Raw genomic sequence first — 13,584 nt, 5'->3', positions numbered from 1 at the left:
CCTGTTGATCAAGGCGTGACGGCCCACGATCCGACATGACGGGTTGGATTTGTCGAACGCACCGGAGGTCGGTGTCAGGCGAGGTGTCGAGCGACGATGACGCGCATGGAGGTTGCCGACGGACTGCAACACGTCGCGGCGTTGCAGACGGATCGGCACAGTAAAAGCGGTTCGATTCCGTGGCGAGGGTGCCGAAAGATCATGCTGCGGCGCATTACACCTGGCCATCACGTGATGACGGCAGGCCGACGCGCCGCCTGCTACACACCGCGCCGCATCGAAACGAAAGGAAACGAAACGATTCCCGCGCGCATGTCGCCCTTCGCGGCAAAAATATACAATCGTCGCGACGCATCGAAGGCATGAAGCGCCGGCCGCCCACTCTCGCTCGCCACCATGAACGCACCCGTTGACCCCACTCCCTCCGCCCCGTCGGTACTCGGCGTCTATCGGCAACTGGCGGACCCGTCCGCCGGGCAATGGATCGTCAGCCGCTCCGAACGCGCGCACATGTACCGCATCCAGCATCATCGTCCCGACGGCAGCACGTCGGTCGATACGGTCGTCGACGCGGACAACCTCGATGCGAAGCTGCACAAGTGGATCCAGGAAGGTTACGTCCGGCGCGAAACGGGCGACCATGCGGCCCCCGTGCATCGCGACCGGTTCATGCAGGACCTCCGACACGCGCACGCATCGCGGCCGGCGGCCACCGGCGATGCGGCGCACGTCGTGCAGGTGGGCGGCGTGCCGATGCCGCGCGGCCCGGGCGGGCCGCTCGTGCCGCCCCGGAACCCCGCCTACCTGTTCACCGCGCGCGCGACGGACGTGCTGGAAGACATCGTCGAGAACCGGCGCATCCTGTTGATCGGCCACACCGGCACCGGCAAGACGAGCCTGATCGAGCAGGCCGCCGCGCTAGCCGGCCACGGCGTGCTGCGCTCGAACATGAACGGGCAGACGACGGTCGGCGATTTCGTCGGGTTCTGGACCGTCAAGGGCGGCGAGACCCGCTGGGTCGACGGCGTGCTGCCGACCGCGATGCGCGAAGGGCTGTGGCTCATCGTCGACGAGATCGACTTCGCGGAACCGGCCATCCTCGCGGTGCTCACCGCCGTGCTCGAACCGGCGGGACGCCTGTTGCTGAAGGAGAAAGGCAACGAGATCGTCGTCCCGCATCCGTCGTTCCGGCTGTTCGCGACCGCCAACGCGGCGGGCGCGATGGGGCAGTTCCGCCACCTGTACCAGGGCGCCAACGTGATGAACGAGGCGTTTCTCGACCGCTGGCGCGTGTACCGCCTCGACTACCTGCCGCCGTCCGACGAGGCGCGCGTGCTGCAGCGCACGTTCGGCGCGGCCATGACCGAGGCGATGGCCGGCACGCTCGCGGCGATCGCGGCGGACTGCCGCGCCGCGTTCGTCCGCGAGGATCTGGCCAGCGCGTTCTCGACGCGGCGCCTGATCGACTGGGCCGACCTGATGCTGCGCACCGGCGATCCCGAAGCGGCCGCCGGCCCGACGATCTATGCGAAAGTCGGCGCGGAAGACGCCGACCTGATCCGCAGCATCATTCGCCACTACATCGACGTCGGGGCCTGACGCGATGGACCGGGACGACGATGCGCGCGCGCTCCACCTGACCCGGCTGGCCCGCACGCTCGCGCAACGACACGGCATCGAGGTACGGTTCGCGCGCCACGGCCCGCTCGCGCAGCGCGACCTGCTGGTGCTGCCCGACACGCTGCTCGCGGGCGACGTCGACGACGACGCGATCGTCGGCCTCGTCGACCTCCACGCGGCGCGGGTCCGCTTCGGCGCGATCGATGACGTTGCCGCGCTGGCGTCGCCCGCGGTGCGCGCGATTGCGCAGGCGATCGACGACCGGCGCGCGGCCGGCTGCCTCGTTGCGCGCTATCCCGGCGCGACGACGCTCCTGCGGCAAATGCGGGTGGCGTCGGCCGCCGATACGCTTCGACGTTGGCCACGGATGGCGTGGCGCGACAGGCTCGTATGGCGCATCGAGCGTACGCTGTGGGACGAACCGCCAGCCACGATCGAGCGCATCCCGTCGCTCGACGCGACGCTCGCCGCGTCGGACGATCTCGTCGACGAAGCGCGCGCCGCGACTTCGACGGCCGACAGCATCCGCGCCGCGCACCGGATCGTCGAGCGCGTCCGCGCGCTGGCCTCGGCCGGTGCGAACAACATGATGTTCACGGCCGATCCGGGCAGCACGATCGACAGCGACAGCATTGCCGCCGAATTCGACTCGGACGGACCGGGCGCGCCGGACGATGCACGTGCGCCGGTTTCGGCCGAATCGGGCGCCGGCGCGATCGCCGACACGGAATCGTCCACGGCATCACCGACGCCGGGCGATGCGGCACCCGGCACGATCCGCCTGTCCGCGGACCGTCGGCCGCTGCTGTCGGTCCCGCTGACCACCGCATTCGACACGGTGACGGACTTCACCGGCAAGGGCGACGCGGCGCGCTGGCACCGCCTGCGAAGCGCGGCCCGCGCGCAGACCGAGCCGCTCAAGCTGCGACTCGAACGCGCGTTGAAAGTGGACGAACAGACGCGCTGGAAGCGCGAACAGGAGCGCGGCGAACTCGACCGGATGGCGCTCGCCCGCCTCGTCACGTCGCCCGGCTACCGCACGCCGTTCCGTGTCCGGCGCGCCGCGCCCGGGCGCGACGCGGCCGTCAGCCTGCTGATCGATTGCAGCGGGTCGATGGCCGGCAGGAAGATCGAGCTCGCCCGGCTGTGCGCGGCGGCGCTGTGCGATGCGCTGATGCAGCTCGGCTTCGCGTGCGAAGCGCTCGGCTACAGCTCCGTCGAAGACGCCGCGATGCGCGCGCACTACCAGCGCTGGATCGACGCCGGCCGCGACACGTTCGGCTATAACCGCTTCGTCGAACGGCTCGACCTGCGCGTCTACAAGCGCTTCGATTCCGACAACCCGAGCGGCCTCGCGTGCATCGAATGCGGCCACGAGAATCCCGACGGCGAAGCGTTGAGCTGGGCCGCCGAACGGCTGCTGGCGCAGCGTGCGCGGCGGCGGATCCTGATGGTGCTGTCGGACGGTTATCCGGCAACCGGCGACGGCAACCCGGCGATCCTGCGCACCGACCTGCGCGCACGCGTCGATGCGCTGCGCGAGCGGCGCGTCGAACTGATCGGCGTCGGGATTCTCGACGATTCGGTCGAAGCGTTCTATCCGGTCAGCAGCGTGGTGGAGCATCTGCACGAGCTGCCGGGCGCGGCGTTCAGTGTCCTGAGCGATACGCTGCTGGACCGGCGCTAACCTCCGCCACGGCCGCAGTCTCGTTCGCGCTTTCGTTCACGCTTTCGTTCGCGTTTCCGCCGGCCCGCCGGATCGGCAGCCGAACGCAGAACGTCGTGCCGCGCCCGGGTTCGCTCGTCACGTCGATGGTGCCGCGATGGCGCTCGACGATCCCGTGCGACACCGACAAGCCGAGCCCCGTGCCCTGCCCGACCGGCTTCGTCGTGAAGAACGGATCGAAGATCCGCCGGACGACATCGGGCGTCATGCCCGTGCCGGTGTCGCTGATCGCAATCGACACCTGCTCGCCGTCGCTCGACGTGCGGATCGTGATCACGCCGCGCTCGGGAATCGCTTGCGCCGCGTTCACCAGCAGGTTCATGAAGACCTGGTTCAATTGCGACGGCAGGCATTCGACCTGCGGCACGTCGCCGTAGTCGCGCACGATCTCGGCCTTGTACTTGAGTTCGTTGTGGACGACGTTGAGCGTGCTTTCCAGCCCTGCACGAAGATCGACCACGCTCCACTCGTCGCTGGCCGGGCGCGAGAAATCGCGCAGGTCCTGCACGATGCGCCGCACGCGCAGCGCGCCGTCGATCGACTCGTCGATCAGCGTCGCGATCTCGCCGCGCACGTAGTCGAGGTCCGCCGCGCGGCCCAGTGCCGTCAGCGCATCGCGCGCGGCCGGGTCGAGCTGCGGCAGCGCGGCTTCATGCGCGGCGATCACGTCGAGCAGGCTGCGCACCCACGTCTTCAACGTATTGAGGTTCGCGCTGACGAACCCGATCGGATTGTTGATCTCGTGCGCGACACCGGCCGCGAGCTGACCGATCGACGCGAGCTTTTCCGACTGCAGCAGCTGCACGTGGGTTTCCTCGAGCGCATGCAACAGGCGCCGCTGCTCCTCCTTCTCCTGTTCGAGCCGCGCCTGCGCGGCCTTGCGCTCGTCGATCTCGGTCGCCATGTTCTCGCGGGTACGTTGCAGCATCGCCGTCGTCTGTTCGTAGCGGTGCAGCGCGCGTTCCAGTTCGACGGTGCGCAAGCGCACGAGCCGCTCGAGCGTATCGGTCATCCCGCGCAGGAAGGTTGTGCGCGCATCGAATCGGCTGAGCAACAGCGTGACGACCAGGGTTCCGGTCGTAAACAGCGCGACGGTCGTCGCGAGCCACGGCGTGTCGACCCCGTTCGCGGCCCCGCATCGCGCGTCCGGCGCGAAATGCGCGGCCGCCATCGCCGTGTAGTGCATGCCGGTAATCGCGACGCCCATGACGACGGCCGCGCCGACGCGCTGGGCGGTCGCATGGCGCGCCTGCCGCGCGCGCAGCGCCTGCGCGATCCACAGCGCGGCGGTCGACGCGATCACCGCGATGCCGATCGACGCGGCGAACAGCACGGCATCGTAGCGAATGCCGGGCGCCATGCGCATCGCGGCCATCCCCGCGTAATGCATGCCGGCGATCCCGCCGCCCATCAGCACGCCGCCCGCGAGCAGCCGCCGCCAGCCCAGCCGCGCGCGCGTGACGACATACAGCGCGAAGTACGACACGAGCACGGCAATCGCCAGCGACGCGCCCGTATCCGGCAACGCGTAGCCGAGCGGAATCGGCAGTGAAAACGCGAGCATGCCGACGAAATGCATCGACCAGATGCCCGTCCCCATCGCCGCCGCGCCGCCACCCAGCCACATGCGCCTGAGCTTCGGGTTGTCGAGCAGCGAAATGAAGGCGGCGAGGTCGAGTGTCGTATAGGAGGCCAGCGTCGCGATCGCGACCGACAGCAGGACGAGCGGAAGATTGTAGGTGCCGTGCATGATCGAGCGCCCGAATCGAGGTGAGTGCGTTGCCGCGGCGCGCGTGCGCACCGCGGCCGTCAGGCCGCGCGTCCGGGCTCAGGCAGGCGCCGCGCCAGCATTCGGCACGCCCTGCGCCGGCTTCGCCGCCTGGCCGGCCAGCACGAGGATGTCGAACGCCGTCCCCTCGCGTGTCTCGAAGCGGCGCACGAGCTCGATCTGGTGTGCGGACATCACGCTGCCCTTGGTCATCAGCAGCACGCCGCGATGCGTGCGCAGATCGTCGGCGAGCTGCATCCCCTCGCGCAGCTGCGCGGACTTGATCTCCGCGACGGACGCCGCGATGCCGAGGCTCGCCGGGTCCCGCATCAGTTCGGCGAGGTTTTCGACGATGCGCGGGTCGTAACGCACGCCGGCCTGCGAACGCATTGCGTCGAGCGCCTGCTCGACCGAATGCGGCGCACCGATGTCGCCATTGCGCAGCCCCTCGAAATCGCGTGCGATCGCGACGATCCGCGAGCCCGGCGGGATCGAGTCGCCGGCCAGCCCGTCCGGCGTGCCGCGCCCGTTGAAGCGCTCGTACTGGTGCAGCACGATCGACGCGACCTTGTGCAATTGCGCGACCGGCGTCAGCACCATCTGCGCGCGCAGCGGATGCTGCTGGAACAGGCCGTGCTCTTCCGCCGTCATCCGCGTGAGCGGCTTGTGCAGCAATTCGTCCGGCAGCGACAGCTTGCCGATGCCATGCAGCAGCCCCGCGAAGTAGACGTCCTGCGCATGCAGCTCGCTCATCCCGGAGGCCAGCGCGAGCCGTCGCGCAATCTCGCCGACCCGCATCGCGTGACCGCTGGCCGACCCGCAACGCATCTCGATCATGCTCGCGCACACCTGGACCATCGCGGTGAAGCTGCTTTTCAGATCGCGTTGTGCGGCTTCGAGGAACATCACGGTCTGCCCGAGTTCCTCGGTGCGCGCGCGAACCTGCGTTTCGAGTTCCGTGTTGAAACGGCGCAGCGCTTCGTTCTGCGCTTCCGTCAGCGCGGCGAGCCGCGCCGCCTCGTGCCGCAAACGGCGCTGCTCCAGCGCCTGTTCGATGGTCAGCAGCAGGTCGTGATCGTCCCACGGCTTGTTCAGGTAGCGATAGACGCCGCCCTCGTTGACGGCCTGCATGACCGACGCGATCTCCGCATAACCGGTCAGCAGGATACGCATCGTGTCCGGGTAGAGCGCCCGGGCACGGGCCAGGAACTCCGCGCCGCTCATGCCGGGCATCCGCATGTCGGACACGATCAGGTCGACTTCGGTCGACGCCAGCACCTCGAGGGCGGCCTCGCCGCTTTCCGCGGTCAGGATCTCGTAGCCGGCGGGCCGGAACACGCGCCGGAGCGCCGACAGCACGCTCGGCTCGTCGTCAACCAGCAGGATCGACGGCACGCCATCCGCGTCGTCGGATGTCGCTGCCGCCCCGGTCGTTTCAGGCGATACCGCATTCGGTCCGTTTGTTGCAGATGTCGTCATGATTGGCCTCGGATCATGTAGTTATATTCTCTCTGCATCATCGGCATGCGCCGCGCATTCGATATCCGGGAAAACGCTGATGCGCTCACCTGGATCACACCCCGCATGCGTCGTCACGACGCGCGGGCATGTGCGATCTACGCCGTCGCCGAACCCGGTTCGCGCACGTAGTAGATGTCCCACTCCGCTTCGTCGGCCTGCATGAAGCCGTGCCGCGCATAGAAACGGTTCGAATCGCTGCCGCGCAGTGCGCCGACACGCACGGGCACGCGCTGCGCGTCGGCCTCGGCAAAGATCCGCTGCAGCACGGCCGCGCCGATGCCCTTTCCCTGGTGCGCGGGCACGATGTACAGATGGTCGAGCAACCAGTGGTCTTCCTGCGGCCGAACCACGAAGAAACCCGCGTTCACGCCATCGGCTTCGATGAAGCGGCATAGCGCCGGGTCGAACGACGCGAGAAAGCGTTCGCGCGCACGCCGCGGATCGAAGCGGCCGATGCGCTCGAGGCTGTCGCGCATCGCGGCGATGCGAATCGCGACCAGCGTTTCGGCATCGGATTGGGCGGCGAGGGGAAAGGTCAGGTTCATGGGCAGGTCGTGCACACGTGGAGAAAACGCCAGAAATCGCATCGCATCGCGGCGCGGCGCGGCCGCCAAAGCCTGCTCGCGATTCCGGCCGCCAGCCGGCACGCACGGCGCGCGTCAGGGCGTCTCGATGCCTTCCGCACGCGTGGCAAGGAATCGCAAGTACCTGGCATCCTCGTCCTCGAACAGCTCCGGCCCGCCCGCCATGTATGCGCGCATCAGTTCGTCGGCCGCGCGGTCGAGATTGCCCAGTTCGAACTGGCACTGGCCGAGCCGCAGGTGCAGGAACGGGTTGCCGATCGCGTTGGGGAAGTGCATCGCCTGGCCGAGATTCTCGCACCCGGCCGCGTAGTCCGCTTGAAGGAAATTCGCGTCGCCGATCGCGGCCATCAACCACGTTCCGGCCTCCCAGTTGGTCTTCGGTTCGGGAAGCAGGTCGAATCCTGCCCGGAATTTCTCCAGCGCGCCTTCGTAGTCGCCGTCTTCCATCAACGCATCGCCCGCGTCGCTCAGCGCGCCGATGCGCTCATACAGCTCGTTGTCCAGTTCCGCCATGTCGAATCCCTGTTCCTGAGTTGAAATCGGCCCGGTGCGGCCGGTGGTTGCGATGCGATCGCGTGTGGTGTGACGTGCCGTGTTGCGGTGCTGCCTGCTCATCCGCCCGGCATTCGTCCAGCATACCCGAGCCGTATGACGCGCGTGTCGCGACTTGCCGCGCACCTGTCCCGCATCTGCCGAACGATCCGCGTCGGCGTCGTGCGCGTGAATCCGCTACGCTGACGGATACCTCGTGCCACCGTGACCCGCCCGCCGACGCGGCGATTCGCAGCATCGGTTTCTCATGCGGCACGGTGACCTCGTGCGTGCCGCCCCGGCCGCCAAAGGCGGGGATGGTTGTGCCGCGGCGACCACCGTGGCAGGATGCCGGGTTCGTTTGCACCGTGAAAGGGAGCTGGAAGCGATGTTGTCTTGCCGACTGAGGTGGTACGCGCTCGCGACGTCGAACCTGCTGCGCAGGCATTGGCAGGCGCTGCTCCTGCTGGCCATGCTGTTGCTGCCGGCGATGCCGGTGTTTTCGCAGACGCGCATTCTGGGTGCGCCGGTACTCGCGGCGCTGGCGCCGTCGCATGGCATCGAATGGCGGTTCGCGTGGGTGCACCTGCTCGAAGCCGTGGGCATCCTGTGGGTGCTGGCGCAGCGTCGTGCCATCACCGGGGGGCCGTTCGTCACCTTCCTCGCGTCCTTGCCCGTCTCCAGCGGCCGCCGTCGCGCCATCGACACGATCGTCGTGATCGTCGCGAGTACGCCGCTGCTGCTGCCCGTGCTTGCCGCCGCCATCGCGCTCGCCTTCCTGCCGCAAAAGGCGATCAACTACCTGTTCGTTCTCGACCTGTTCCTGATCACGCTCGGATGGCAATTGACCGCGCTGTCGCGCAACCTGCGCAATGCAATCGCGTTGATCGTTGCGAATGTCTTCCTGATCGGCGGCTTTCACGCCGAGGGGGCGTTACGTCCCGCGTGGCTGACCGTGGCATTGTTGCTCGCCGCTTTCACGATTGCGCATACGGCCCCTGCGCGGGCCACCCGTTCGGAAATGCCGGGGGCGTTCTCGCGTCGCATCGCGGATGCGATCCGCGTCCGTGTCCGGAACGGGCTGCCGCCCATCGCGAGGCTGCAGATCGGCATCCTGCGGGATCGCGCCGCGAGCACCGCCGGGCACTGCCTGATGATGGGTGCGGTCACCGCTTCGACATGCTTCCTGCTTGCGCTCTGGGGGTTCGACCAGCGCGCCGTTCCGCTGACGCTGATCGCGCAGGCCGTCATCGCGCTGATCGCGGCGACGACGTATCGCGATTTGCAGGCGGCGCACCTGCATGCGTCGCACTTCATGCAATCGTTGCCGCTGTCGACCTTCGCGAAGCGCCGGGCCGACTGTCTGACCGTTGCCGCGCTGGCGCTGCCGTTCGCCGCCGTCGCCCCGCTGTTGCTGGTGACGCACGGCGTGCTGTCATCGCAGATGGCGGCGGCGCTCGTGTGCTCGGGCGCACCGCTCGTCGCATTACACTATCTGCCGCAACGCTACGCGTCCCGACAATCCGTGTTGCTGGGCATCGCGCTGACCGTGGTCTGGGTCACGCTGGCCTGGCAAGTTTTCGTTTGATTACCCGATCCATGCTCCGCTTCGACAATCTCGGCAAGCGCTTCGACAAGCGCGTCGTCTTCCAAGGGCTCAACTTCGCATCCGGCGCCGGGTGCGTGGCGCTGTGCGACGAAAACGGCAGCGGCAAATCGACGTTGCTCGGCATTCTCGCCGGCACGATCGACGCGGACGAAGGCGAAGTCTGGCTCGGCGGCCATTCCCTGCGCACCGCGCCGCTCGCGGCGAAATCCGCGCTGGCGTACGTACCCGACGATTGCCTGACGTATCCGTTCCAGACCGGACGCGCGTTTCTCGATCTCGTGGCCGCGGCCAAGAAAACCGTCGTCGACGCCCGCACCCTCGAGCTGGCCGATCGATTCGGGCTCGCCCCGCATATGGACAAGCGCTTCGAGCAGATGTCGCTCGGCACGCGCAAGAAACTGTTCCTGACGGCGACGACACTCGGCGCGCCTACCGTCGTGATCGCCGACGAACCGGGCAACGGGCTCGACGCCGCGTCGCGTGCGGTGCTCGTCGACCTGTTCAGGACGTTGGCCGCGGACCGTGCCGTCTTTTTTTCGAGTCACGACCTGGCGCTGGCGCGCGCATGCGACGCAAGGATCACCGGTTTCGCGGAACTGGGAGCGGCTGGATAGGCGACATCGTCACGCGCAGTCGTGTGGGAAGCACCGGCGCGGCTGCGTGACATGAGGAACGAGGAGGAGAGGCGCCGGTACCGTTCGCGGCAAACTGCGGTATCGGCGGCAGGCAAGGATCTGGTGCCTGATTCGTGCGGATAGGCGTGATAGCACGTTCACACGGGACAGCGGTCGACCAGCACCATTCCGGCGGCCGGCCAGGCTTCGGCAATCGTCACGCCGATGATGGAGCCGCCGCCCGCTCCAACGCCATCATTGGCATCGTTCGTCGATCCGCGCACCGACGATCGATCGCGCTCTTTTCCCGGAAGTGCGAAACATCCGATCCCGTCTCGCACTTCCGTGATCTTTCCGATACGCACGTCGGGCGTGCCGGGCCCCGATCAAGCCGCCGTTCGACACCACGGCCGCTGACCGTTCGACCCGCGCACCCATACGCCCACGCCCGTGCGCCTCGTCAGGCCTTCAACGCACCGAAGACTTCGTCCAGCATCTTCTTGGCATCGCCGAACAGCATCCGGTTGTTGTCCTTGTAGAACAGCGGATTGTCGACGCCCGCATAACCTGACGCCATGCTGCGCTTCATCACGATCGACGTCTTGGCCTTCCACACCTCGAGCACCGGCATGCCGGCGATCGGGCTGGCCGGATCTTCCTGCGCGGCCGGGTTCACGATGTCGTTCGCGCCGATCACCATCGACACGTCGGCTTCCGGGAAATCGCCGTTGATCTCGTCCATCTCCATCACGATGTCGTAAGGCACCTTCGCCTCGGCGAGCAGCACGTTCATGTGCCCCGGCATGCGGCCGGCCACCGGATGGATCGCGAAACGCACGTCGACGCCCTTCTCGCGCAGCACCTTCGTGAGTTCATGCACCGTGTGCTGGGCTTGCGCCACCGCCATCCCGTAGCCGGGCACGATGATCACGCTCTTGGCATCGCGCAGCAGCTCCGCCGTCTCCAGCGCGCTCACCGCCACCACTTCGCCGGCCGGCTGCGCACCGGCGCCTGCCGCCGCGGGCGCACCGCTGCCGGTGCCGAAGCCGCCCGCGATCACGCTGATGAAGTTGCGGTTCATCGCGCGGCACATGATGTACGACAGGATCGCACCCGACGAGCCCACCAGCGCGCCGATCACGATCAGCAGGTCGTTGCCGAGCATGAAGCCGGTGGCCGCCGCCGCCCAGCCCGAGTAGCTGTTGAGCATCGACACCACGACGGGCATGTCCGCGCCGCCGATCGCCATCACCATGTGCACGCCGAACAGCAGCGACACCACCGTCATCACGATCAGCGGCGTCATGCCGTCCTGGATCGTCTCCGCATGCAGGAACGCACGACCGTAATAGATCACGATCAGCAGCGCGGCGAGGTTGAGCCAGTGCCGTGCCGGCAGCAGCAGCGGCTTGCCGCCGATCTTGCCGGAGAGCTTGCCGAACGCGATGACCGAGCCCGCGAAGGTCACCGCGCCGATCAGGATGCCGACGTAGATCTCCACTTCGTGGATCGCGTGCTCGGCACCCGTAAACTGAACCGACGTATCGATGTAGCTCGCGAAACCCACCAGGCACGCGGCCAGACCGACCAGGCTGTGCATCAGCGCAACCAGTTCGGGCATCTGCGTCATCTGCACCTTCTTCGCGGCGACGAGGCCGACGGCACCGCCGACGACCAGTGCAGCCACGATATAAGGAATGCCTTCGGCCGACACGCGCGGGCCGAGTACGGTGGCGAGCACGGCGATCAGCATGCCGATCATGCCGAGCAGGTTGCCGCGGCGCGCGGTCTCGGGGTTCGCCAGCCCGCCGAGGCTGAGGATGAAGAGGATGGCCGCGCCGATGTAGGAGACGGTAGTCAGGTTGGAAGTCATTGTTGTCGTCTCCTTACTTGCGGAACATCGCCAGCATGCGGCGCGTCACCGCGAAGCCGCCGAACATGTTGACGGCCGTGAGCGTCAGCGCACCCACCGCCAGGCCGAGGATCAGCCCCGACGGCCGGTCGCCGGCCGCGGCCTCGCCCAGCGGCGGCGCGACCTGCACCAGCGCGCCGATCGCGATGATCGACGAGATCGCGTTGGTGACGCTCATCAGCGGCGTATGCAGCGACGGCGTGACGTTCCAGATCACCATGTAGCCGACGAAGCAGGCCAGCACGAACACCGTGAAGTGCGCCAGGAACGTGGCCGGCGCGAACTGGCCGACCAGCAGGAACGCCAGTGCGCCGACGGCGAACACGATCGCGAGCGACTTCGCCGACATCGGCTCGCCGCTGCCGTGCCCGTGGCCCTTGGACGCGGTTGCCGCAACCGGCGCCGCCGCGGGTTTCGGTACCGCGGCCGGCTGCTGGATCGGCGGCGGCGGCCAGGTCACGTTGCCTTCCTTGATGACCGTGAGGCCGCGGATCGCGTCGTCATTGAAGTCGACGTTGATCGTGCCGTCCTTCGCCTTGCACAGCTCCTCGATCACGCGCAGCAGGTTGGTCGCATACAGCGTCGACGACTGTCGCGCCAGGCGCGACGCGAGATCCGTGTAGCCGACGATGGTCACGCCATGGCGGACCACCGCCTCGCCCGGCACCGTCAGCTCGCAGTTGCCGCCCTGCTCGCCGGCCATGTCGACGATCACGCTGCCCGGCTTCATCGACTGCACCATCTCGGCCGTGATGAGCTTCGGTGCCGGCTTGCCGGGAATCAGCGCGGTGGTGATGATGATGTCCGCATCCTTGGCCTGCTGCGCGTACATCGCGCGCTGCGCCTGCTGGAAGCCTTCGCTCATCACCTTCGCGTAACCGCCGCCGCCCGAGCCCTCTTCCTCGTAGTCGACCTTGACGAATTCGCCGCCGAGCGACTTGACCTGGTCGGCCACTTCCGCGCGCGTGTCGTTGGCGCGCACGATCGCGCCGAGGCCGGCGGCCGTGCCGATGGCCGCAAGGCCGGCGACGCCCGCGCCGGCGACGAACACCTTGGCCGGCGGCACCTTGCCCGCGGCCGTGATCTGCCCGTTGAAGTAACGGCCGAACGCATGGGCCGCCTCGATGACGGCGCGGTAGCCGCTCACGCCGGCCATCGACGTGAGCGCATCCATCTTCTGCGCACGCGACAGCGTGCGCGGCAGGGAATCGATCGCCAGCACCGTGGCCCGCTTCGCGGCCAGCTGCTGCATCAGTTCGGGGTTCTGCGCCGGCCAGACGAAGCCGACCAGCGTGCTGCCTTCACGCAACAGCGCGACTTCCTCGCTGCTCGGCGGGCGCACCTTGAGGACGATATCGCTGCGGCCCCACAGATCGGCGGCCGTCGCCACGACTTCGGCCCCGGCCGTACGGTAGTCGTCGTCGCTGAAGTTCGCGCCGGTGCCGGCACCGCTTTGCACGGCCACCGAGAACCCGAGCTTGATCAGCTTTTCGACCACGTCGGGAACCGTCGCTACGCGCCGTTCCTCGTTGGCCGTCTCCAGAGGGACCCCAATCAGTAATGTCATATCCTGAACTGTCAGTAGTGGCCGTCGCTAGGAGTTACGGCCTGCGTTTCAAGTCACCCAACTCAATCCGTGTACGACGCTGTTCCGCGGGCAGCTTCGCACTGCCGCGCCGAATTCACAAACTGTTCATCC

General features: G+C 67.8%; 12 protein-coding genes. 5 read left to right on the top strand and 7 right to left on the bottom strand.

What is annotated here, in order from left to right:
- Window positions 1-105: 105 nt before the first annotated feature.
- Genes APZ15_RS41515 through APZ15_RS35275 form a run of 3 tightly spaced genes read left to right on the top strand, consistent with a single transcriptional unit; the run spans window position 106 to window position 3,307 of the window.
- Window positions 106-366, top strand: a complete 261-nt coding sequence (locus APZ15_RS41515; protein WP_138143354.1) for a hypothetical protein — start codon at window positions 106-108, stop codon at window positions 364-366.
- 30 nt (window positions 367-396) lie between these two features.
- Entirely contained in the window at window positions 397-1,599 is a 1,203-nt protein-coding gene (locus APZ15_RS35280) for an ATP-binding protein (protein ID WP_027792741.1), read from the top strand.
- 4 nt (window positions 1,600-1,603) lie between these two features.
- Window positions 1,604-3,307 carry a cobaltochelatase CobT-related protein gene (locus APZ15_RS35275; protein WP_027792742.1) on the top strand — a complete coding sequence of 568 codons (1,704 nt, stop codon included), beginning with the start codon at window positions 1,604-1,606 and terminating at the stop codon, window positions 3,305-3,307.
- Here APZ15_RS35275 and APZ15_RS35270 read toward each other — a convergent pair.
- The 4 genes from APZ15_RS35270 to APZ15_RS35255 form a co-directional block, all read right to left on the bottom strand.
- Window positions 3,270-5,096 (bottom strand): histidine kinase, encoded by a 1,827-nt coding sequence (locus tag APZ15_RS35270; protein WP_027792743.1) that lies wholly within the window; start codon window positions 5,094-5,096, stop codon window positions 3,270-3,272. The two genes, APZ15_RS35275 and APZ15_RS35270, sit on opposite strands and share 38 nt — an antisense overlap.
- Window positions 5,097-5,174: 78 nt before the next feature.
- Window positions 5,175-6,593: a response regulator c-di-GMP phosphodiesterase, NosR family gene (nosR, locus tag APZ15_RS35265; protein ID WP_027792744.1), complete on the bottom strand. Its 1,419-nt coding sequence runs from the start codon at window positions 6,591-6,593 to the stop codon at window positions 5,175-5,177.
- Between the two features lie 137 nt (window positions 6,594-6,730).
- Window positions 6,731-7,180 (bottom strand): GNAT family N-acetyltransferase, encoded by a 450-nt coding sequence (locus APZ15_RS35260; protein ID WP_027792745.1) that lies wholly within the window; start codon window positions 7,178-7,180, stop codon window positions 6,731-6,733.
- A 114-nt stretch (window positions 7,181-7,294) separates the two neighbouring features.
- Window positions 7,295-7,732 carry a tetratricopeptide repeat protein gene (locus APZ15_RS35255; RefSeq protein ID WP_027792746.1) on the bottom strand — a complete coding sequence of 146 codons (438 nt, stop codon included), beginning with the start codon at window positions 7,730-7,732 and terminating at the stop codon, window positions 7,295-7,297.
- Between the two features lie 286 nt (window positions 7,733-8,018).
- Here APZ15_RS35255 and APZ15_RS35250 point away from each other — a divergent pair, with 286 nt between their 5' ends.
- Window positions 8,019-9,338, top strand: coding sequence for a hypothetical protein (locus APZ15_RS35250; protein ID WP_138143353.1), 1,320 nt, complete (start codon window positions 8,019-8,021; stop codon window positions 9,336-9,338).
- Between the two features lie 11 nt (window positions 9,339-9,349).
- Window positions 9,350-9,973 carry an ABC transporter ATP-binding protein gene (locus APZ15_RS35245; protein ID WP_027792748.1) on the top strand — a complete coding sequence of 208 codons (624 nt, stop codon included), beginning with the start codon at window positions 9,350-9,352 and terminating at the stop codon, window positions 9,971-9,973.
- A gap of 158 nt (window positions 9,974-10,131) precedes the next feature.
- On the opposite strand, the gene APZ15_RS41510 is transcribed toward APZ15_RS35245, so the two are convergent.
- From APZ15_RS41510 to APZ15_RS35235, 3 genes are all read right to left on the bottom strand, one after another.
- Window positions 10,132-10,338: a hypothetical protein gene (locus tag APZ15_RS41510; protein WP_138143352.1), complete on the bottom strand. Its 207-nt coding sequence runs from the start codon at window positions 10,336-10,338 to the stop codon at window positions 10,132-10,134.
- A 95-nt stretch (window positions 10,339-10,433) separates the two neighbouring features.
- Window positions 10,434-11,846: a Re/Si-specific NAD(P)(+) transhydrogenase subunit beta gene (pntB, locus tag APZ15_RS35240; RefSeq protein WP_027792749.1), complete on the bottom strand. Its 1,413-nt coding sequence runs from the start codon at window positions 11,844-11,846 to the stop codon at window positions 10,434-10,436.
- Between the two features lie 13 nt (window positions 11,847-11,859).
- A complete protein-coding gene (locus APZ15_RS35235) occupies window positions 11,860-13,452 on the bottom strand; it encodes a Re/Si-specific NAD(P)(+) transhydrogenase subunit alpha (RefSeq protein WP_027792750.1) in 1,593 nt (530 codons plus the stop codon).
- Window positions 13,453-13,584: the final 132 nt, after the last annotated feature.

This window comes from Burkholderia cepacia ATCC 25416, from assembly GCF_001411495.1.
Classification (GTDB): domain Bacteria; phylum Pseudomonadota; class Gammaproteobacteria; order Burkholderiales; family Burkholderiaceae; genus Burkholderia; species Burkholderia cepacia.
Note: the sequence above shows the minus strand (reverse complement) of the source record. Positions and strands in the feature narration are given on the sequence as shown.

Excerpts from the sequence above, each read along its gene's own strand:
- APZ15_RS35245 (WP_027792748.1), top strand. The coding sequence starts at position 9,350 with ATGCTCCGCTTCGACAATCTCGGCAAGCGCTTCGACAAGCGCGTCGTC.
- APZ15_RS35255 (WP_027792746.1), bottom strand. The coding sequence starts at position 7,732 with ATGGCGGAACTGGACAACGAGCTGTATGAGCGCATCGGCGCGCTGAGC.
- APZ15_RS41515 (WP_138143354.1), top strand. The coding sequence starts at position 106 with ATGGAGGTTGCCGACGGACTGCAACACGTCGCGGCGTTGCAGACGGAT.
- APZ15_RS35235 (WP_027792750.1), bottom strand. The coding sequence starts at position 13,452 with ATGACATTACTGATTGGGGTCCCTCTGGAGACGGCCAACGAGGAACGG.
- APZ15_RS35275 (WP_027792742.1), top strand. The coding sequence starts at position 1,604 with ATGGACCGGGACGACGATGCGCGCGCGCTCCACCTGACCCGGCTGGCC.
- nosR (WP_027792744.1), bottom strand. The coding sequence starts at position 6,593 with ATGACGACATCTGCAACAAACGGACCGAATGCGGTATCGCCTGAAACG.
- APZ15_RS35250 (WP_138143353.1), top strand. The coding sequence starts at position 8,019 with ATGCGGCACGGTGACCTCGTGCGTGCCGCCCCGGCCGCCAAAGGCGGG.
- pntB (WP_027792749.1), bottom strand. The coding sequence starts at position 11,846 with ATGACTTCCAACCTGACTACCGTCTCCTACATCGGCGCGGCCATCCTC.
- APZ15_RS35260 (WP_027792745.1), bottom strand. The coding sequence starts at position 7,180 with ATGAACCTGACCTTTCCCCTCGCCGCCCAATCCGATGCCGAAACGCTG.
- APZ15_RS35270 (WP_027792743.1), bottom strand. The coding sequence starts at position 5,096 with ATGCACGGCACCTACAATCTTCCGCTCGTCCTGCTGTCGGTCGCGATC.
- APZ15_RS35280 (WP_027792741.1), top strand. The coding sequence starts at position 397 with ATGAACGCACCCGTTGACCCCACTCCCTCCGCCCCGTCGGTACTCGGC.